The organism is Isoptericola sp. AK164, from assembly GCF_029643425.1.
In the GTDB taxonomy this organism is placed as follows: Bacteria; Actinomycetota; Actinomycetes; order Actinomycetales; family Cellulomonadaceae; genus Isoptericola; species Isoptericola haloaureus.
In genome coordinates, this window is sequence record NZ_CP119106.1 from 3,403,488 (window position 1) to 3,422,463 (window position 18,976).

The 18,976-nt window shown below is 72.0% G+C and carries 15 protein-coding genes; 8 read left to right on the top strand and 7 right to left on the bottom strand.

From position 1 onward, the window contains the following. Position 1 precedes the first annotated feature (1 nt). The 6 genes from PO879_RS15500 to PO879_RS15525 all read right to left on the bottom strand — a co-directional run bounded on the left by PO879_RS15500 (position 2) and on the right by PO879_RS15525 (position 7,782). Positions 2 to 1,993 (bottom strand): DUF4962 domain-containing protein, encoded by a 1,992-nt coding sequence (locus PO879_RS15500; protein WP_278235752.1) that lies wholly within the window; start codon positions 1,991 to 1,993, stop codon positions 2 to 4. Then, a complete protein-coding gene (locus PO879_RS15505; protein WP_278235753.1) occupies positions 1,990 to 3,738 on the bottom strand; it encodes a heparinase II/III family protein in 1,749 nt (582 codons plus the stop codon). The genes PO879_RS15500 and PO879_RS15505 overlap by 4 nt, the downstream gene beginning before the upstream one ends. After that, positions 3,735 to 4,499 carry an SDR family NAD(P)-dependent oxidoreductase gene (locus tag PO879_RS15510; RefSeq protein ID WP_278235754.1) on the bottom strand — a complete coding sequence of 255 codons (765 nt, stop codon included), beginning with the start codon at positions 4,497 to 4,499 and terminating at the stop codon, positions 3,735 to 3,737. Before PO879_RS15510 ends, PO879_RS15505 begins: the two co-directional genes overlap by 4 nt. A 26-nt stretch (positions 4,500 to 4,525) precedes the next feature. Next, positions 4,526 to 5,458 carry a carbohydrate ABC transporter permease gene (locus PO879_RS15515; RefSeq protein ID WP_278235755.1) on the bottom strand — a complete coding sequence of 311 codons (933 nt, stop codon included), beginning with the start codon at positions 5,456 to 5,458 and terminating at the stop codon, positions 4,526 to 4,528. Beyond that, a complete protein-coding gene (locus PO879_RS15520; protein WP_278235756.1) occupies positions 5,458 to 6,399 on the bottom strand; it encodes a sugar ABC transporter permease in 942 nt (313 codons plus the stop codon). The genes PO879_RS15515 and PO879_RS15520 overlap by 1 nt, the downstream gene beginning before the upstream one ends. Before the next feature lie 69 nt (positions 6,400 to 6,468). Continuing rightward, entirely contained in the window at positions 6,469 to 7,782 is a 1,314-nt protein-coding gene (locus tag PO879_RS15525; protein ID WP_278235757.1) for an ABC transporter substrate-binding protein, read from the bottom strand. 244 nt (positions 7,783 to 8,026) lie between these two features. Here PO879_RS15525 and PO879_RS15530 point away from each other — a divergent pair, with 244 nt between their 5' ends. The 4 genes from PO879_RS15530 (at position 8,027) to PO879_RS15545 (ending at position 12,987) form a co-directional block, all read left to right on the top strand. Further along, positions 8,027 to 9,103 (top strand): LacI family DNA-binding transcriptional regulator, encoded by a 1,077-nt coding sequence (locus PO879_RS15530; protein WP_278235758.1) that lies wholly within the window; start codon positions 8,027 to 8,029, stop codon positions 9,101 to 9,103. Further along, a complete protein-coding gene (locus tag PO879_RS15535) occupies positions 9,100 to 9,957 on the top strand; it encodes a fumarylacetoacetate hydrolase family protein (protein WP_278235759.1) in 858 nt (285 codons plus the stop codon). The genes PO879_RS15530 and PO879_RS15535 overlap by 4 nt, the downstream gene beginning before the upstream one ends. Further along, positions 9,954 to 10,907 (top strand): sugar kinase, encoded by a 954-nt coding sequence (locus tag PO879_RS15540; RefSeq protein WP_278235760.1) that lies wholly within the window; start codon positions 9,954 to 9,956, stop codon positions 10,905 to 10,907. Before PO879_RS15535 ends, PO879_RS15540 begins: the two co-directional genes overlap by 4 nt. 133 nt (positions 10,908 to 11,040) lie before the next feature. Continuing rightward, positions 11,041 to 12,987, top strand: a complete 1,947-nt coding sequence (locus tag PO879_RS15545; protein WP_278235761.1) for a right-handed parallel beta-helix repeat-containing protein — start codon at positions 11,041 to 11,043, stop codon at positions 12,985 to 12,987. Between the two features lie 6 nt (positions 12,988 to 12,993). Here PO879_RS15545 and PO879_RS15550 read toward each other — a convergent pair whose 3' ends face one another. Beyond that, positions 12,994 to 13,599 (bottom strand): TetR/AcrR family transcriptional regulator, encoded by a 606-nt coding sequence (locus PO879_RS15550; protein WP_278235762.1) that lies wholly within the window; start codon positions 13,597 to 13,599, stop codon positions 12,994 to 12,996. A gap of 112 nt (positions 13,600 to 13,711) precedes the next feature. Between PO879_RS15550 and PO879_RS15555 the strand changes: the two genes are divergently transcribed. From PO879_RS15555 to PO879_RS15570, 4 genes are all read left to right on the top strand, one after another. Continuing rightward, positions 13,712 to 14,278: a carboxymuconolactone decarboxylase family protein gene (locus PO879_RS15555; protein WP_278235763.1), complete on the top strand. Its 567-nt coding sequence runs from the start codon at positions 13,712 to 13,714 to the stop codon at positions 14,276 to 14,278. Between the two features lie 123 nt (positions 14,279 to 14,401). Then, the gene (locus tag PO879_RS15560; RefSeq protein ID WP_278237569.1) at positions 14,402 to 14,929 is read left to right on the top strand and encodes a glucoamylase family protein; all 528 of its coding nucleotides are present in this window, start codon (positions 14,402 to 14,404) and stop codon (positions 14,927 to 14,929) included. Between the two features lie 274 nt (positions 14,930 to 15,203). Next, complete coding sequence (locus tag PO879_RS15565; RefSeq protein WP_278235764.1) at positions 15,204 to 15,371, top strand: hypothetical protein; 168 nt, start codon at positions 15,204 to 15,206, stop codon at positions 15,369 to 15,371. Positions 15,372 to 15,524: 153 nt separating this feature from the next. Beyond that, positions 15,525 to 18,029, top strand: a complete 2,505-nt coding sequence (locus PO879_RS15570) for an AAA family ATPase (RefSeq protein WP_278235765.1) — start codon at positions 15,525 to 15,527, stop codon at positions 18,027 to 18,029. The last annotated feature ends 947 nt before the right edge of the window (positions 18,030 to 18,976 follow it).

Below are 18,976 nucleotides of genomic sequence, written 5' to 3' on the forward strand. Positions count from 1 at the left end.
CTCACTCCGTCGTGCCGGCCCCGGCACCGGCCGTCGCGGCGACGTCGACGCGGGCCGCGAACCCGGTCCCGCTCGTCCCGGCGCCCGCCGGCGTGCCGAGCTCGAGATCCAGCGTCACCGTCTCGCGGACGCCGTCGTGGTCGACGTGGACCGTGACCGTGTCACCCGAGTCCTCGACAGACACCTCCGCGCGGGCCTCGTCGTGCCAGGCTCGCGGCTCCAGCACGGTCAGGAAACGGCCACGGGTGGTCGGCGCCGTCGAGCGACGCAGGGTGTGCAGCGTCTTCTCGATCGCCAGGCTCGGGGTCGACGACGTCGGGTTGGCGTGCACCGGCGTCGGCACCGTCTCGACGTCGACCGCGTCGTCCAGCGCCGTGACGCGCAGACGGCCCGTCCCGGCCTCGGCGACCCAGTGACGGTCGCCCTCGGCGCGGGCCGGGTGCTCGGTCTGCAGCAGGAACGTCCAGGTCCGCGGCGCGGCGGCACGCAGGTCGTCCAGGACCACGAGCGCACCGCTCGGGGTCAGCACCAGGTGGCGGCGGGCACGCTCGACGCCGAGAGACGGGTCGTACATCGCCGCGGTCTCGCTCACGGCGTGCACCCAGCCGTCCGCCAGCGTGGCGGTCAGGATGCTCGCCTGGTGCTCGTAGGGCAGGTTCTCGAAGACGTGGTACCGGTCCTCGTTGACGAACCCGTTGCCGTCGACGAGCACCGCGTTGTGGTGCGCGGTGCGCTTGCTCGACGAGTACCCCTCGTCGAGCGCCAGGTAGGCGCCGTGCCCCAGCAGCGTGAAGGTGCCCGAGTCCGGGTGGTGGTGCCCGGCGTTCAGGGTGGTCCAGCCCTTCTCCGCCTTGATGCGGTGCGCCGTCTCCCAGGCCTTGTGCCCGCCGCCCGGGGACGCCTTGAACGAGACCATGACGGCGTCGGCGTCCCAGGACGTGCGGCCGACGACGAGACCCAGGTCGCGGAACCACCGGCTCGTCGGCAGGTCGTACGGGTCCGCGCTGGGCGCCTGCGGGTCGAACCACAGCAGCTCCTGGTAGGCCTCGGCGCGCACCCCGGGCCGGACACCGCTCTCGTAGGCCTCGCGCCAGAAGAAGTCGTCGGCCACCTTCTCGGCGAGCCACTGGCACTGCGGGATCCGGTACTCGGCGGCGAGCTTGTAGTACATCGCCACCGGGTGCCCGCTGCGTCGGTCGTGGCAGTCACCGTGGTCGATGATCCGCTCCAGGTCGGGCGCCGCCTGGTACAGCCGGTACCAGAACGTCTCGCGCAGGTAGTCGCTGCGCGCGAACCAGTCGATGCCCTCCTCGGCCTTGAGCAGGTCCAGGTAGGTGACGATCCACGGCACGCCGTACCGCCAGTAGACGACGCCCTCGTTGTTGGACCCGTCCTCGGGCAGCATGTCCAGGACGGTGTCGAAGTTCTCCTTGGCCCGCTCCGTCCAGTGCGCGGCCTGCTCGTGGTCGTTGCGCAGCGCGTACCCGGCGGTGGCGAGCCCCGCATAGCAGATCCAGTTGTGGTTCTGCCAGTACGACGACGACCACCAGCCGCCCTCGGACTCCACCGCGAACTCGTACAACCGGGTGCCCTGCAGGATCAGCTTGTCGCGCAGGGCCTCGCGCTCGTCGTCCGGCAGTGCGTCACCGGCCCAGGAGTAGGCCTGGCCGAGGCCGTGGAGGATCCAGCCGGCGTCCAGGTCGTGGTCCGGCATGTTGGCCCGGCCCCAGTGCGGGAACGACAGGGACGGCACGAGCCAGCGCCGCAGCTCGGTCAGGTAGTGCTCCTGGCCGGTCAGCCGGTACGCCAGCGCCAGGTTCGCGGCGCCCGCACCCAGGTAGGTGATGGACGCCAGGGGGTGCTCCTCGGGCAGCTCGAGGGAGGTCAGGCGCTCGCACTCGTCCACCAGGCGGCGCAACTGCGGGCGGCGCACGTCGTGCAGCTCGGCGCGCAGCGTCTCCTCACGGTCGGCGATCAGCAGCGGTCGGGTCATGGTGCTCCCTCGATGGTCTTCTCCCCGTCGGGAGTGGTCAGGTGGAAGGTGGCGCCGTCGGGCGCGAGGTCGATGCGGGCCGGCGCGGGATCCGGGCCCTGCTGGAACAAGGAGGCGAAGACCGCGCGATCACCGGTCAGGGTCCAGTCGGCGACCGACCGGACCGCGGCCGGGTCGTCCGACGGCCCCCGGCCGGGCACGACGGCGAGCGCGGCACCGGGAGAGGCGGCGTGCGTGCCGTGCAGGGTAGCGCCGTCGTCGGCCGTCCAGGTGGTCCGGGCACCGTCCGGCACGTGCCGGACGGTCAGGTCGACGGCGGGCCGCAGCGCGAGGACGAACTCGTGCGGCTCGTCGGCCTCCACCGTGACGACGTCCGTGAGGACACCGGCGGTCAGGCGCGTCGCGCGGCGCACCCGGACCCCGGGGTACGGTTCGGCGCTGGTCACGACCAGCCCGGCCTCGGGCGCCCAGCGCTCCACACGGCCGGTCGTCTCGTGCTGGTCCCGGCCGTCGACACGGAGGGTCGGGTGCGCGAGGGTTCGGGCGTAGTGACCACGCCGCAACGGGCTCGCATAGGGCGGCACCCCGGGTGCGGGCTGCCACGGCGCGGTGCCGTACAGGTAGAGGGCCAGCTTGTCGTGGTGGCCGTGGGATCCCCCGTGCGGTCCGGCGTCCACGACGGCCTGCCACGTGTCGGCGTCGTCCCGCAGGACGGCGTAACCCACCTGCGGGAAGTACACGCTGCCCCGTGTCGGCGCGGGGACCTGCACCGGTGGCCCGCCGAACCAGCCGTCCAGCAGCCGGTCGAGGCCGTCGTCGGCCCGGCCGAGCCGTGCCCTGGCCGCCGTCGCCACCGCCTCGAGCCCGGCCGGGGCCAGCAGACCACGGGCCATGGCGGCGATCTCGAGCACCTCTTGGTGCATGGGCACCCGGTCGTAGGGGCCGTCGTGGATCGCCGGGAGGGTACCGTCCGGAGCCGCCACCTCGGCGAGCACCCGCACCATCGCGGCGAGGCGTTCGACCGCAGGCCGAGGAAGGTCCGCAGGGACGGCGTCCCGCAACGTCAGCAGGTACGCGCGCAGCACGAACAGGTGGTAGTAGGTGGACCCCTCCCACTCCCAGCCGTCGTCGCCGACGGCGATCTCGAGGTGGGCGAGCGCCCGGGTGTGCCACGTGGCGACCACCTCGTGCGGAGCGTCGAGGGCGCGCGAGACCAGTGCACCGGCGGCGCACAGCCACGCCGTGTAGTTGTTGCGCTCGTCCTGCCGCTCGTCGACCAGCACGCCGTAGGCCTGCTCGAAGGTGGCGAGAAGGCCTTCGAGGAGGTCGTCCACGCCCGCGACGTGCGCCTCGGGCCCGAGGACCAGCACGGCGTCGGCGACCTGCACCGCCCACTGCGCCTCCGTGAGCGCCTGGGCGAACATCCTGCCGCGGAGCATCCAGGACTCGGCGGCGTCGTTCCAGCCCGGTCCGACGACGTCGCCGTAGACCTTCGCGATCTCACCGAGCAGGGCGACGGCGTGGCGCCGGTCGGCGGCCTCCCCGGTCCGGGCCAGGCATCGCACCTCGCGGGCACAGCGCTGGTGGTCCAACGTGCGCAGGGCGGCGTCGTACTTCTCGCCGGCGACCACGCACCCCCGGGGGCACCCGTGGCCCCCGGGGGCGGTGCCGGACAGCTCGACGTGGTGCGTGGGGCAGACGTAGTCGTGCCACCAGCCGCCCGGCGCCGTGGGGACCGTCGTCATCGGAAGTTGAGCCCCCCGTTGATGTCGAGGACCTGGCCGGTCACGTAGCCGGCGGCGTCGGAGGCGAGGAACGTGGTCACCGCGGCGACGTCGTCCACGGTACCGGCACGCCCCAGCGGGATGCCCGCCACGATGTTGGCCTGCGCCTCGGGCGGCGTGAACGCGTCGTGGAACGGGGTGTCCCCGATGAACCCGGGAGCGAGCGCGTTGACGGTGACACCGTCACCGGCGAGCTCCTTGGCGAGCCCCCGGGTGAACCCGACGATGCCGGCCTTGGCGGCGGCATAGGCCACGGACCCTGGACCGCCGCCGTTCTCCGCCGCGAGCGACGCCATCGTGACCACGCGTCCGGCGCTGCTCGCCTTCAGATGACCCACCGCGGCACGGGTGACGTAGAAGGTGCTGGAGACGTTGACGTTCCAGACCTTGGCCCAGTGCTCGTCGGTCATCTCCGCCACGGTTGCGCGGCCGACCAGGTGTCCGGCGTTGTTGACCAGGACGTCCAGGCCGCCGAGCTCACCCGCGGCCGACTCGACGACGGTGCGCGCCGCCTCGGGGTCGGTCAGGTCGCCCTGGACGGCGATGCTGCGCCGCCCCATGCCGGTGATCTTGTCGACGACGGTGGCCGCGGCGTCACCGGAGTGCGCGTAGTGCACGGCGACGTCGGCGCCCGCCTCGGCGAGCCCGAGGGCGAGGGCGGCGCCGATCCCGTGACCGCCGCCGGTGACGAGCGCCGTGCGCCCGCTGAGTACGTGCTGCATGGTTCCTCTTTCGTAGGTGGTCGGGCTCACTTGATGCCCGAGTTGGTGAATCCCTGGATGAAGTACTTCTGCGCCATGACGAACAGCAGCACCATCGGGACGGTGGCCAAGGTGGTGCCGGCCATCAGGTACTGCCAGGCGGTGGCCTCCACCTGCTGGAAGACCGCCAGGCCGACCTGGATCACCCGCAGGTCGTCCGAGGTCGTGACCAGCAGCGGCCACAGGAAGTTGTTCCAGCTCTCCTGGAAGGTCAGCAGGGCGACCGTCGCGACGGCCGGCTTCATGAGCGGGGTGTAGATCTGCGCGAAGATCCGGAACTCGCCGAGACCGTCCAGGCGCGCCGCTTCCTCGAGCTCCTTGGGCAGGGTCAGGTAGAACTGCCGGAAAAGGAAGATCGACATGGCGCTCAGGCCGCCCGGGATGAGCAGGGCCCACCAACTGTCCAGCCAGCCGCTGCCGCCCTGTCCCGTGATGTCGTTGCCGCCGAACAGGGGCATGAACTTCACGATGAGGAACTGCGGGACGATCTTCGTGTAGGTCGGGATCATGAGCATCGCGACCATGGACAGGAAGATGATCTCCCGCCCGCGGAAGCGGATACGCGCCAGCGCGTACCCGGCCATGGAGCCGATGACCAGCGTGATGAGGGTGTGCCCGGTGGCGATGATGAGCGAGTTGCGGAAGTACTTGTCGAACGGCGCGGCGTCGAGCGCCTCAGCGTAGTTTGACCAGTGCCACTCGTGGGGGAAGAAGGTCGGAGGGAACTGCGCCAGCTCGGCCGGGCTCTTCACCGAGGTGAAGAGCATCCAGACGAACGGGATCACCATCGTGACCGAACCGATGATCAGCAGCAGGTGCAGGATGAGCTTGTTGCGTCGCCGGACGGACGACTGGTTCGTCGCGCGGACGGTCCGGGTCGCCGACGGGCTCGTGGAGGTCCGGGGAGTGAGGAGAGCCATCAGTGGTCCTCTCGGGTGGCACGTCGACCGACGAGCGTCATGAAGAGCAGGAAGATGAACAGGACGACCGACTGCGCGGAGGCCATTCCCATGCGGAACTCCTCGAACGCGGACCGGTAGACCTCGTAGGTCATCATCGTGGTCGCGTTGGCGGGGCCGCCGTTGGTGAGCACGTAGATCTGGTCGAAGACCTGGAACGCGTTGATGATCGAGATGACCAGGACGAAGAACGTGGCCGGCTTCAGCATCGGGACGGTGATGGCGAAGAACTTGCGCACGGTGGACGCGCCGTCGACCGACGCGGCCTCGTACAGGCTCCCGTCGATGTTCTGCAGCGCGGCGATGTAGATCAGCATCTTGATCCCGATGCCCTGCCACGCGCCGACGAGGATCACGGACCACAGCGCCCAGTCGGGGTCGGCGAGCCATGCCTGCCCGGGGATGCCGAAGAGGCCGAGGAAGGCGTTGAGCAGGCCCTGCTGCGGGTTGAAGATCCACAGCCACACCATGGCGATCGCGACGGTCGCGGTGACCTGGGGCAGGAAGAAGGCCGTGCGGTACCACTTCTGGAACCGCAGGCCCTGGTTGAGGGCCACGGCGATGACGAGCGCGATGGCCATCGAGACCGGCACGGTCCAGAAGGTGTAGACGATGGTGTTCCAGGTGGCCTTGCGGAAGACCGGGTCCTGGACGATCTCCACGTAGTTCTGCAACCCGACCCACTGGGGCGGGGAGAACACGTTGTAGTTGGTGAACCCGAGCGCGAAGGTGGCGACCACCGGGATGGCGGTCCACAGGGCGAGGTGCAGCAGAGCCGGCGTGATCATCAGCCAACCCGTGCGTCGCAGCTTGCGCTCCGCCCGCGAGTACTTGTGGCGTCGGACCGGTGCGGGTTTGCGCGCGGCGAGTCCGGCCCCCGCTGGGGTCTCGGTGCTTGTCATGGTTCCCACTTCGATCGAGGGGCGTCGGGGCGGCGCTCGGCCGCCCCGACGCCCCGAGACGGGTCGGTCCTACTGGCGGGCCATCGCTTCGTCGACGAGCGCGGCGAGGTCGTCGAGGGCTGCCTGCGGCTCGGCCTGACCGAGCAGTGCCGACTCGATGGCCGGTGCGAAGTCGCCGCGGACCTCGAGCCACGAGGGCGGGCCGCCCTCACGCTTGGCCACGTCGAGGTTCTCCATCGAGAACTGGACGAACCGGTTGGACTGCACGTAGTCGCTGTCGAGCAGCTCGGTCAGCGCGGGGACGTTGCCGCGCTGCTCGTTGGCAGCCAGCGCCGGTCCGGGGCTCGCCAGGAACTCGAGCAGCGCCTGGGCGGCCTCGGGGTGCTGGGACGTGGCAGAACGGGTGGCGAACGTGCCGCCGAAGAACATGCCCTCGCCCTCGCCCTGGATCACGAAGGGCTCGAGGTTCTCGAGCATCTCGGGGTCCGCCTCGAGTCCCTGCGTCCACAGGTTGTTGTGGGCGAGGCCCATCGCGGCCCGTCCGTTCAGGAGCGGGTTGACGGCGGCGTCCGGCGAGGAGAAGCCGATGTCCTCGACCTCGTGCTCGTTGATGAGGTCGGTCATGAGCTGCAGCGCCGACACACCCTCCGGGCCGTTGAACGTCGGCTCGGTCACGTCCTCGTTGAAGAGGTCGCCACCGGCGGAGAAGAGGAACGTCTCGAAGACCTGTCGCGGGTCGTTCGAGAGCAGGTCGAACCCGGCGCGCTCCAGCGTGCCGTCGTCGGCGCGGACCGTCAGGGCCTCGGAGATCTCGACGAGCTCGTCCCAGGACGACGGCGGTGCGTCATAGCCGGCCTCCTCCAGCAGCTCCATGTTGGCGACCCCGTAGCGGGTGTCGAGCATGATCGGCATGCCGTAGACGCCGCCGTCCCACGTCCCGGCGTCGACGATCGCCGGCGTGTAGGTCTCCAGGAGCTTCTCCTCGGTGTTGCCGAGCTCGCTCTGGTCGGCCAGCAGACCCCGGTCGGCGAAGCCCTCGATCCAGCCGACGCCCATCATCATGACGTCGGGCACCGCCCCGGACACCGCAGCGGTGGTGAGCTTCTCGTTGAGGTTGCCGTAGGTCGTGTAGTCCACGGACACGGTGACGTCCGGGTAGTCCTCGTAGAACTGCGGGAGCAGCTCGTCCTCGAGGAGCTGCTGTCCGTCGGTGCCCTCGAAGATCGGGGTGAGCAGCGTGATGTCGCCGGAGACGTCATCGCTGCCGCCCTCGGCGTCGGTGCCCGAGCTCGTGCCCGAGCTGCAGGCGGTGATCCCCAGTGCGACGGCGGCCAGGGCGGCGACGCCCGTGAACCGTCGACGGGACTGACTCTTGATGATCATCGTTGATCCTTCACGTTGTGCGGTCGGCTGGTGCGTGTCGACCTCGCCGGTGGCGACGATGCCGGTGTAACGATGCACTAAACTAGGCACAGGGCCACGGGCACGTCAACTCCCTGCTAGATCAAGAAATGATCACGATGCGAGGCCCTCTGGGCACCGCCCCACGGCCCCGGTCTGGGCTAGGATGGTTGTAACGATGCACATGACGTGCACCACCGATGACGTTGGAGGAAGCGTGACACGCGTGACGATCCAGCAGGTCGCAGCAGCCGCTGGGGTCTCGCCCAGCACCGTCTCCAACCTGCTGAACGGCCGCACCAACCGCATGGTGCCGGCCACCAAGGAGCGCATCGAGCGCGCCATCGCCGAGCTCGGCTACCGACCCAACCGTGCGGCTCGCCAGCTGCGCACGGGACGCACGCAGACGGTGGGGCTCATCGTGCCGTCCGTCGGCAACCCGTTCTGGGGAGCGTTCGCCCGGGAGCTCGAGGTCGCGGCCCTGGCCGTCGGGTGCAACGTGCTGCTGTGCAACAGCGAACGCGACCCCGACCGCGAGCGCCGGTACGTCGAGGAGCTGTGGGAGGACGGGGTGCGCGGCATCGTCCTGTGCTCCTCCCTGCCGACGCTCGACCACCTCGCCGACATCGTCCGGCGGGGGCTGCGGCTCGTGACGTTCGACCGACCGGCGCAGGCCGGTGACCCGGAGGAGGTCGTCAGCGTCAGCATCAACAACCACGTGGGCGGCTTCCTCGCGACCTCCCACCTGACCGAGCTCGGCCACGAACGGTTGACCTTCGTCTCCGGGTCGCTCGCGGCGGTCAACCGCACCGGCCGCTTCCGCGGGTTCTGCACGGCGCTCGAGGGGGCTGACCTGGACCCGGCGGCGATGCCGACGTGGACGGCGGGTGGCGGCGCCCCGTTCGGGGACGTCGAGGCCGCCCAGGTGGGCCGGCAGGCCGCGCACGACCTGTTCTCCGGGACCGTCGAGCCGCCCACGGGCATCGTGGCGATCAACGACATGACCGCGCTCGGCTTCTGCCGCGGCCTGCGTGACCAGGGCCTGCACGTCGGCAAGGACGTGTCCGTGGTCGGCTTCGACGACATCATCCTCGCGGAACTGTACGACCCGCCGCTGACATCGGTGCGCCAGCCCATCTCACGGATGGCGTCGTTGAGCCTCGAGGAGGCGCTGAAGGAGGACGACCGCGAGCCCGGCCGGTCGGTGCTGCTGCGCCCCGAGCTGGTGGTGCGGGACTCGACCGCGTCGCCGACGGGGGCCACAGCACCGGTCGTGACCGACGAGGACGGGGTGCTGCAGTGAAGCTCGCACGCCTCGGGCCGGTCGGCGCCGAACGGCCGGCCGTCGTCGTCGGCCCCGACGCCTACGTCGACGTCGGCGACCTGGTGCCCGACATCGACGCCACGACGCTCCCCGACGGGTTCGGGTGGCTGGCGGAACGCGTCGAGTCCCGGGTGACGGCAGGTCTCGTCGAGGCGCTCGGCGCACGGCGGGTCGGGCCGCCCGTGGCGCGTCCGCATCAGATCCTGTGCGCCGGCCTCAACTATCGCGACCATGCCGTCGAGATCGGCGCGGAGGTACCGGCCCTTCCGCTGGTGTTCTCGAAGTCACCGAACACGCTCGTCGGGCCGTACGACGACGTCCGGGCGCCGCGAGGCTTCTCCCGCCTGGACTGGGAGGTGGAACTGGGCCTCGTCGTGGGCCGCCGGACGAGCTACCTGGACAGCCCCGACCATGCTCGTGACCACGTCGCGGGGTTCGTCGTCTGCAACGACGTGAGCGAACGCGCGTTCCAGGACGAGCACGGGGGCCAGATCCTCAAGGGCAAGTCCGCCGAGACGTTCAACCCGTGCGGTCCCTGGCTGGTCACACCCGACGAGGTCGGGGACGTCTCGGCCCTGGGCATGTGGCTCGACGTCTCCGGTGCGCGCCGCCAGTCGGGCAGCACGGGCACGATGGTGTTCGACCCGTACGAGCTCCTGTGGCACCTGAGCCAGTACATGGTGCTCGAACCGGGCGACCTGGTGAACACGGGCACCCCGCCCGGCGTGGCCAACGGCATGGCCGAACCGGCGTGGCTGCAGCCCGGCGACGTGATGGAGCTCGGCATCGACGGGCTGGGTTCGCAGCGCCAGCGCGTGGTCGCGCCGCGATGACGGCCCCCGGTCCCGTCCTCACCGTCGGTGAGACCATGGTGCTGGTGGGCAGCACCCGTCCGGAGCCGCTGCAGCACAGCACGCTGATGTCGCTCGGGATGGGCGGCGCGGAGAGCAACGTGGCGATCGGGCTGCGTCGCCTCGGTGCGCCGGCGGCCTGGATCGGCCGCGTCGGCGCGGACTCCGCCGGCGACCTGGTCGAACGGCTGCTGCGCGGGGAGGACGTGGCGACCACGTGCCTGCGCGACGACGGGGCACCCACGGGCCTGATGCTCAAGGAGCGGCGCTCCACCATGGAGACGCGCATCTGGTACTACCGCGCCGGGAGCGCCGGTTCGAGGCTCGGGCCCGAGGACGTCCCCGACGACGCGGTGCGGTCGGCGAGCATGCTCCACCTGACCGGGATCACTCCTGCGCTGTCGCCGTCGGCCCGCGCCCTCACCCTGGACCTCGTCGACCGTGCCGTCGCGTTCGGCGTCCCGGTCTCGTTCGACCTCAACTATCGGTCGTCCCTGTGGTCCGCGGACGACGCACGACGCCTCTACGCGCAAGTCGTCCCCCGGTGCGAGATCGTCTTCGCCGGCCTGGACGAGGCTGCGCTGCTCGGGTGCGACGAGCACGACGCCCCGACGGCCGCGCGGCAGCTGCGAGACCTCGGCGCGCGGACCGCCGTCGTCAAGCGGGGGGCGCAGGGGGCCGTCGCGGCGAGCAGGGGCGGCGAGTTCTCCGCACCAGGAGTGCCGGTCGACGTCCGGGACACCGTGGGAGCCGGCGACGCGTTCGTCGCCGGATTCCTCGCCGACGCGCTGGCAGGTCGGGACGTGCCGACGGCGCTGGCGACCGCGGCCGCCGTCGGCGCCTACGCCTGCACCGGTGACGGCGACTGGGAGGTCCTTCCCCGGCGCTCCGAGCTCGCCAGGCTCTCCTCCAGCGAGCCCGTCACCCGCTGATCGGGTGGCAGGAGCGGGCACTTCGCGATCAGCCTGGTGCATCGATGCAGCAATCGTCGTGCCAGGTCTTGCTTCGGCGGCGGCATAGTGCCACAGTTTGGCCATGATCCAATGGCGAATCGTTGCACCAAAGGTGGCGGCCACTTCCGCCGCCGCCCTCCTCCTCGGTCTCCTCGGCGGTCCGGCCGCCGCGCAGACCCTCCCGTCCGCACCGACGCACCCCGTCCGGGCCGACGTCGTCGACCCGCCCGCGCACTGGACCGTCGACTCGGCACGCGCGCTGAGCAGCGACGGCAACCTGCCCGAGTTCGCGATCGACGACGACCCCACGACCCGCTGGTCGTCCCTCACCTCGTCTCCGGACGAGCCCCAGTGGCTCCAGCTCGACCTCGGCGAGGAGCGTTCCGTCGGATACCTCGGCGTGGCGTGGCACAAGGGCGACGAGCGACAGTCGCTCTTCGGCGTCGAGCTCTCCACCGACGGGACCACCTGGCGCTCCGCCGCGACCGACCAGGCCAGCTCGGGAACGTCGTCGAACCTCGAACCGGTCACGCTCGAGGACGACGCCACCACCGGCTCGCAGGCCCGGTACGTGCGCTACCTGGGCTACGGCAACAGCGTCTCGGGCTGGAACAGCGTCACGGAGGTCCGCGTCTACCCGCCGAACCCGCAGGGGGCCGTGGTCGACGACCTCTCCGACCTCCTGCCCGCACCGGACCCGGACGCGGAGCCCTGGACCGAGCCCGGGCTCGTCGAGCCCGACGGCACGAGGTACCGCCCGGCCGAGCCCGGTGCCGTGACCGGCCGCACCGTGGACGTGCGCGACCACGGTGCGGACCCGGCTGCCGGCACCGGCGACGACGCCACCGCGATCCGCGCCGCCCTGGACGCCGCCGAGCCGGGGGACGAGGTCTACCTTCCGGCCGGTACCTACGACCTGCTCACCACCGAACCGGCCGACCCCACCACCAACGTGGCCCTGCGTTCCGGCATCGACCTGCGCGGGGACGGAGCCGGCTCCGTGCTCGAGTCCGCGCTGACCCCCGCGACGCAGTCCGGCAAGGTGCTGCGCGGCTACGGCGTCCAGGACGTCGCCGTCAGCGACCTCACCGTGAGCTCGACCTACGACGGTCCGCTGTCGACCGACCACCAGGACTCCACCGCCGGCGGCGGCCCCGCGTACGGCGTCGTCGTGGCCAACCTCGGATCCCGCGCGAGCCGACAGGTGCTGGTCGAGGACGTCGTCGTCGAGCGGTTCCAGAAGATGGGCGTGCGCATCGAGAAGAGCCGTGACGTCACGGTGCGCGGCGGCACGTTCCGCGACGCCACCAGCGTGGCGGGCGGCGGCAACGGCTACGGCATCTCCATCCAGGGCACGGCCGGCAAGGACCGCTACGCGTACACCGACGACTCGCGGCACAACGCGGTGGTCGGCAACGTGTTCGAGGGGACGCACCTGCGCCACGCGATCCTGCTGCAGTACTACACCCACAACAACCTCGTCGCCGGGAACACCATCCGTGGCGGCGTGCTCGACGCCATCGACCTGCACGGCGAGGACGAGTACCTCAACGAGATCCGGCACAACACCGTCAAGGACGTCCGCGCCGCGGCGATCGCGCTCGGCAACACCGGTGGGACGGCCACCCAGCACGACGCCGCCGGCCCGGGGAACTGGATCCACGGCAACGTGCTGAAGAACAACCGTGAGGGCATCCTGCTCATCCTGGGCACCCCCGACACCGTCGTGGAGCGCAACGTGGTGACCGGCGGCCGGGGCGACCACGTGCGGTCGGGCATCGAGGTGCGCAACGCACCGGGGACCGTGGTGCGGCACAACACCGTGCTGTCCAACCGCGCGGAGGACTTCTGGGGCATCCACCTGGCCGAGGACCCCGGCGACGACGGTCACGCGAGCGGCGTGCCGACCGACGTGCTCGTGAAGCGGAACCTGGTGGTCGCCAACTCCGGAGGGGTCCGGGTCGACGCGGGCGAGGACGTCCGGCTGGTCGACAACACCGTCCGGGGCAACCGGGAGAACACCCGGATCGCCGAGGGAGTCGGGGTCACCGTCGAGTAGCGCCGGTCACCACGTGTCGACGACGTGGTGCATGGCGGCGAGGCAGCGTCCGATCTCCTCGGACGAGGCCCCGGACCGCATGACGACGTGCAGGCCCAGCAGGTGGGTCGTGAGCAGGTCGGTGCGGAGCCGCAGCACCACGTCGTCGTCCGGCGCGCCCGGAAGCGTGCGCCGGACGAGGGTGCCCAGCACCTCGTGCATCTGCCGGCGGTAGTCGGCTCCGAAGTCGTAGTCGCCCAGCGTGCCGCGCAGCTCGTTGGACGACATCACCATCAGGCACCCGTCCCGTCCGCGCTCGGAGGCGGCGTCGACGCCGACGAGGTCCAGGAACCGGTGCACGCCGTCGACGCCCGGACCGGCCTCGGCGATCAGCCGCGTGAACATCTCCATGCGTTCCCGCAGGTAGCGGCGCAGCACCGTGGTGAACAGCTCGTCCTTGCCCCCGAAGGCGCGGTACAGGCTCGGCTTGTGGACCCCGCTGGCCGCCACGATGTCGGCCATCGAGGTCTGTCCGTAGCCCTGCCGCCAGAAGAGCGCCGTCAGCTCCGCGAGGACCGACTCCTCGTCGAACGACCGCGGGCGCCCGGCGGGAGCCCTCTCCTGCACGCCCATCACCCCATCCTACGAGCGCCCATCGACCGTCGGGAGCAGCGCTTGCATTATTTGGTACCGCTCGGTACAGAATAGAGGGTACGCAGCACACGGCGACGACAAGGAGAGACCCATGGTCGACTTCACGCTGCACGACGAGAGCACGGCCCCGGCCGAGAGCCAGGAGCTGCTGGACACCTCGAAGCGCAGCTTCGGGCGGATCCCCGGGCTGCACGCGGTGATGGCGGAAGCCCCCGGTCTGCTCGAGGGCTACCAGAAGCTCCACGGCCTCTTCCAGAGCTCCACCAGCTTCGACGCCGACGAGATCACGGTCGTCTGGCAGTCGATCAACGTCGAGCACTCCTGCCACTACTGCGTTCCGGCCCACACGGCGATCGCCAAGGGCATGGGGGTCGACGACGAGGTCATCGACGCGCTGCGCGACGGCACCCCGCTGCACGACCCGCACCTCGAGGCGCTGCGGACGTTCACGCTGGCCATGGTCCGTCAGCGCGGCGAGGTCGACGACGCGACCGTGCAGACGTTCCTGAACGCCGGCTTCACCCAGCGTCAGGTGCTGGAGATCGTCCTGGGCATCGCCCAGAAGGTGATGTCCAACTACACGAACCACCTGGCCCAGACGCCGATCGACGAGCCCAACCGCAAGTACGAGTGGAAGGGCACCGTCGTCCCGAGCTGACGCCGCACCTCTGCCCCGGGAGCCCGGGCCACCGTCGTCACGGCGGAGGCTCGGGCTCCTTGCCGTGGATGCGATGCATCGGTCTACCGTTCCGTCAACCGCCCGCTGTACGTCCAGGGGCAGATCGAGCACGGCCTCGAGGAGGCCGACTACGGCTACTGGGGCTTCTCGCCGTCGAACGACCCCGCCGGCGGCTACCGCGAGTACGGCGTCGACCAGCTCGGCATGGACGGCCCCGGATACACCTCCGACCAGGAGCGCACCTCCGTGGACCAGCCGTACGAGGGCTGCCGGGAGGGCTCCGAGGCCCCGACCGAGTACGGCGACGGCGTCGTCACCCCGCACGCCTCGTTCCTGGCCCTGCGGTACGCGCCGCAGGAGGCCGTCAAGAACCTGCGCAACATCGCACGGGACTTCGACGCCTACGGCCCGGGCGGCTTCTACGACGCCGTCGCGGTGCGCTCCGGGCAGGTCTCCGAGCGCTACCTCGCCCTCGACCAGGGCATGATCATGGCGGCACTCGGCAACGCGCTCGCGGACGACGCGATGCATGACTACGTCGCCGACGGCGCCGTGGAGGACTCGCTGCGCCCGCTGATGGAGATGGAGGAGTTCGGCTCCTCCGGGCGCAGGTCGTCGCACGCCGAGTGACGTCGCATCCGGCTGAGGGGCGGGTCCCGGAGGTGCGCCTCCCGGGACCCGCCCCGGCCGACGCCAGCAGGTGGGCGGGAGAGCCCCGCCCACCCCGCCGAAGGAGGAGCACCGTGGTCGCCACGACCCCGGATCAGGTCCACGAGGGTCCGACATCCCCGCAGAGACTTGGCGAGCCGCCTCGACCGGACGGTGCTCCACCAGATCTACCCGCAGAGCTTCGCGGACGCCGACGGCGACGGCATCGGCGACCTACGGCGGGTCGCTCGCCGTCGTGCTCAACCCCGGCCGGCACCCGGTCGAGCTGCCCCTGCCGGGCGCGGCCGACGCCACGCCGCTCGTCGGTCGGGGCGTGCGGACCGAGGCCGGCGTGGTGGAGCTCGACGGACACGGCTACGTCGTCCTCGACCTCGGCACAGCCCGCGTCGGCTCAGCGCGGTAGTGGCAGCTGGGGGCCGCGCCGGTCCCCGGGTGACGACGCGGTGGCGCTCTCCGTGGCCACGTCGCGAACATTCACCCGGCCGCCCACGGCCGCCCCGGTTGCGGGGCATCGCGGTCCACGCGGTCATGGAGGGACACCGGCCCGGGGGGATCCGTGTTCGAGCCGCCGCTGATCGGTCGCGACCGGGAGAGAGCAGCCCTGGAGGCCGCCCTCTCCTCGGGCGACTCGGTCGTGCTGTCCGGACCGGCGGGCATCGGCAAGACGTATCTCGTGCGCGACGTTCTCGGCGGCGGGCGCGTGCACGCACCGATCGAGCGCGTCCTGGCCGCTCCGACGACGGCGGCACACCCGTTCGGCACGCTCGCACCGCTCGGCCTCATCGCCGACGGTGACCCGCTCCCGCAGACGGTGGCCGCCGTGCTGCGCGCCTGGTCCGCACGTCCGGGACTGGTCCTGTGGATCGACGACGCCCAGCACGTCGACGCTGCGACGGCGACCGTGGTCCGGCAAGCCGTCCTCGCAGGGGTCGTACGGCTCGCCGCGACGCAGCGGAACGCCACCACCCTCCCCGACGACCTCGAGGCGCTGGTCACCGAGTCCGCCGTCCGACGCATCACGCTCGACGTGCTCGACGGCGACTCCACGGCACGGCTGGTCCGGCACTGGGCGGGGCACCGGTCGGTGCCGGACCAGCGGCTCGCCGCCATCACCGCGTTGTCGGGCGGCAACCCGCTCTACGTCCGTGAGCTGACCCGGGCCGCGCTCGACGGCGTCGAGGACCTCCGCGACGCACCGGCGCTGGAGGTCCTGGTCGGCCGGGCCTGCCGCGTGCTCCCGCCGCGGCTGCGCGAGGTCCTCGAGCTGGTCGCGGCCGCGGAACCCGTGCCGGCCGACCTCCTCGCCCGGTGGCAGGAGGAGCTCGTCGCGCTGGAGTCTCTCGGACTGGTGGACCCGTCGGGCGACGTGCTGCGGGTCGACCACCCGCTGCGCCGCGCCTGGCTGCTGCACGCCGGAGAAGCCCGGCACCACCTGATCTACGGCACGCTCCTCGACGAGCTCGCCCGTCGGCCCGACGCCGACGTCGCGCCGCGGCTGGTCGTCGAGTGGCACGACCGCGCCGCCCGCCCGGTCCCGGCCGCGCTGCTCGAGCGCACCGCGCGCCGCGCCGTCGCGCACGGGGACACGGCGACCGCCCACGCCGTCGCCGAGCGTCTCGACGGCGAGGTCCGCGAGCTGGTCGAGACCCAGGCGCTCGCGCTCGAGGGCCGCCTGGACGAGGCCCTGCCACGGCTCGAGCGGCTCGCGCTGGAGGGGACCTCCGAGCACGTCGCCGCCGCGCACTGGGCGGTGCGCTTCCACGGGGTCGCCCTGGGAGACCTCGAGCGGGCGCACCGGGTGGTCGCACGGTTCGCCGACCTGCCGGGCGACGACGCGCGGACGCTCGTGCTGCGCTCCACGCTCTGGCTGTGGACCTACCGGCCGCTGCCCCCGGACGCCGACCCGCTGGCGCTCGCCGCGGCGATCACCGCGCTGCCGGACGGTTCGCCGGCCGCGACCGAGACCAGGTCGGGGGTCGCGATCCTGGTGGCCAACACGCTGGGTCCCGACCAGGGCCGCGCACACCTGCCGGCCCTCGTGCGCTCGGCCGACGCCCTGCCCGTGTCCGACCCGATGCGCACCCAGGTGCCGTTCACCCGCGCCTGGCTGGCGCTGCAGTCCGGCGACGGCGACGCCACGGCACGGCACGCCGCCGAGGCGTTCTCCCTGGCCCGTGCCAGTCACGACGTCGAGCTGATCTCGATGGTCGGCGGCAGCATGGGACTGCTGGTGACCAGCACCGGCCGCGTCCGCGAGAGCGTGTGGATGTCCAGCACGCCCCCGGGTACCGGTGGCCCCGGACCGTTCCGCTTCGCCGAGCTGCAGCACGCCACGCACGCGGGGTCGCTGGTCTACCGGGGCGACGTCGCGACCGCCCGGGAGGCCGCCGCGACCCTCGTGGACCCCGACGACCCCGGTCCGGACCCGCTCGAGCTGCTGACCTGGCGTGCACGGTGCCTCCTCGCCGACGCCGAGGGGACAGGCGCACCGCCCGGACCGGACGCCGCGACCGTCGTCGGACGCTGCCTCGCCTCCCGACGGTTCGGGTACCTCGCGCTCGTGTACCTCGAGTGCGGGCCGGCCGAGGTCGTACCGCGCGCCGTGCACGAGCTGGTGGCCACCGGTCTGCCCGCGGAGATCGGCGGCATCAGCGCCTTGGCGCACGCCGCGGCCGCCGCGCGGGTCACCGACGACGCGTCGGCGTCGGTCGAGGTCGCAGCACGCCTCGAGGCCGGCGGCCTGGTCACGCCGGCGCTGCGCCTCCTCGGAGCCGTGTGCCGCCGTGACGACCTCGACGCCGCGGTGCGTGGCACCGCGCGCGCCGCCGTGCTGCGCCTCCTGCACCGCTGGGACGGCGCCGAGCCGTGGTGGCTCCCCAGGACCCCGACGCCCCGGCAGCGCGAGATCGCCTGGGCCGTGGTCGACGGCGCCACGCCGGCCGAGGCCGCGGCACGGTTCTCGCTGTCGCGCCGGACCGTGGAGAACCACCTGCAGCACGTCTACGACCACCTCGGGGTGCACCATCGCGACGCGCTCGTCGCCACGCTCCGACCGGCGTGAGGACCGCTCGCGACCGCCGGCTACTCATCCGGACCGCTCCGCTACCCGTCGTGCCCGGACGACCCCCGGCGGGCACGTCCTCGTGCCTAGCGTGCAGGAGCACCCGGCGTCGTGCCCACGACGGCGCCACGGTCCGCGGAGCGTTCCATGGTCCACCCAGCACCACCTACCGGCGACGGCGCTCACCGGCTGCACACGGCCGTCGTGGCGGCCGTGCTGGTCGTGAGCCTCCTCGGCCTACCCGGCGATGCGGTCACGAGCACCGGACCGGCGTCGCAGGCTTCGGCACTCGCTCCACGACAGTTCCCGGAGGAAGAGACGGCGTCCGCACCGGCGGACCCTGAGCCCACACCGCAGCCCACGCCGACCGCCGGACGATGGCTGCCCTGCCCGCGGCCCGCGCAAGCCCTGGCCGCGCTCGCGGAGGTGACGGTGACGACGGGCGCCGCCCTGGCCGCCCGACGGGACGCCCTGGTCGACCTGCTGGCGGACACCGCCTACTGGAGGACGCTCGAGGCGCTCCACCGTGCCCGTGCGGGCCACCTGTCGGCCGGCGACGCCGGCCGGGAGCGGACGGCCCTGACGGTCGGGTTCTGGACGGCCATCCGCAGCGGCACGCTGCACGCCGACGGCGACCCGCTCGACCGCTACCTCCGCCGCATGGGCGTCTCCGGGCCGGACGCGGGTCGGCTGTCGCCGCGCCTGGGGGCGCGGTACGCCGCGGTCCACGACGACCTGGAGGCCACGCTGCGCGAAGGGCTCCGGCGCGGCGGCGACCGGAGCGACTTCGCCGACGCGGTCACGCTGCGGGACCGGGAGCACCGGGTCCTGGTCGCCGACCGGGTCGCCCACGTCCGCGCCGTGCTCGCCGTGGAGGCGGCGCTCGGAGACGCGACCGTCCCGGCGGACGACACCTGCGCCTGGTACCGCGACGTACGCAGCTATGC

What these genes read in the sequence shown, in the direction of transcription:
- PO879_RS15505 (WP_278235753.1), bottom strand. Translation starts at nt 3,738, where the DNA reads ATGACGACGGTCCCCACGGCGCCGGGCGGCTGGTGGCACGACTACGTC.
- PO879_RS15555 (WP_278235763.1), top strand. Translation starts at nt 13,712, where the DNA reads ATGGTCGACTTCACGCTGCACGACGAGAGCACGGCCCCGGCCGAGAGC.
- PO879_RS15550 (WP_278235762.1), bottom strand. Translation starts at nt 13,599, where the DNA reads ATGGGCGTGCAGGAGAGGGCTCCCGCCGGGCGCCCGCGGTCGTTCGAC.
- PO879_RS15525 (WP_278235757.1), bottom strand. Translation starts at nt 7,782, where the DNA reads ATGATCATCAAGAGTCAGTCCCGTCGACGGTTCACGGGCGTCGCCGCC.
- PO879_RS15520 (WP_278235756.1), bottom strand. Translation starts at nt 6,399, where the DNA reads ATGACAAGCACCGAGACCCCAGCGGGGGCCGGACTCGCCGCGCGCAAA.
- PO879_RS15510 (WP_278235754.1), bottom strand. Translation starts at nt 4,499, where the DNA reads ATGCAGCACGTACTCAGCGGGCGCACGGCGCTCGTCACCGGCGGCGGT.
- PO879_RS15540 (WP_278235760.1), top strand. Translation starts at nt 9,954, where the DNA reads ATGACGGCCCCCGGTCCCGTCCTCACCGTCGGTGAGACCATGGTGCTG.
- PO879_RS15500 (WP_278235752.1), bottom strand. Translation starts at nt 1,993, where the DNA reads ATGACCCGACCGCTGCTGATCGCCGACCGTGAGGAGACGCTGCGCGCC.
- PO879_RS15515 (WP_278235755.1), bottom strand. Translation starts at nt 5,458, where the DNA reads ATGGCTCTCCTCACTCCCCGGACCTCCACGAGCCCGTCGGCGACCCGG.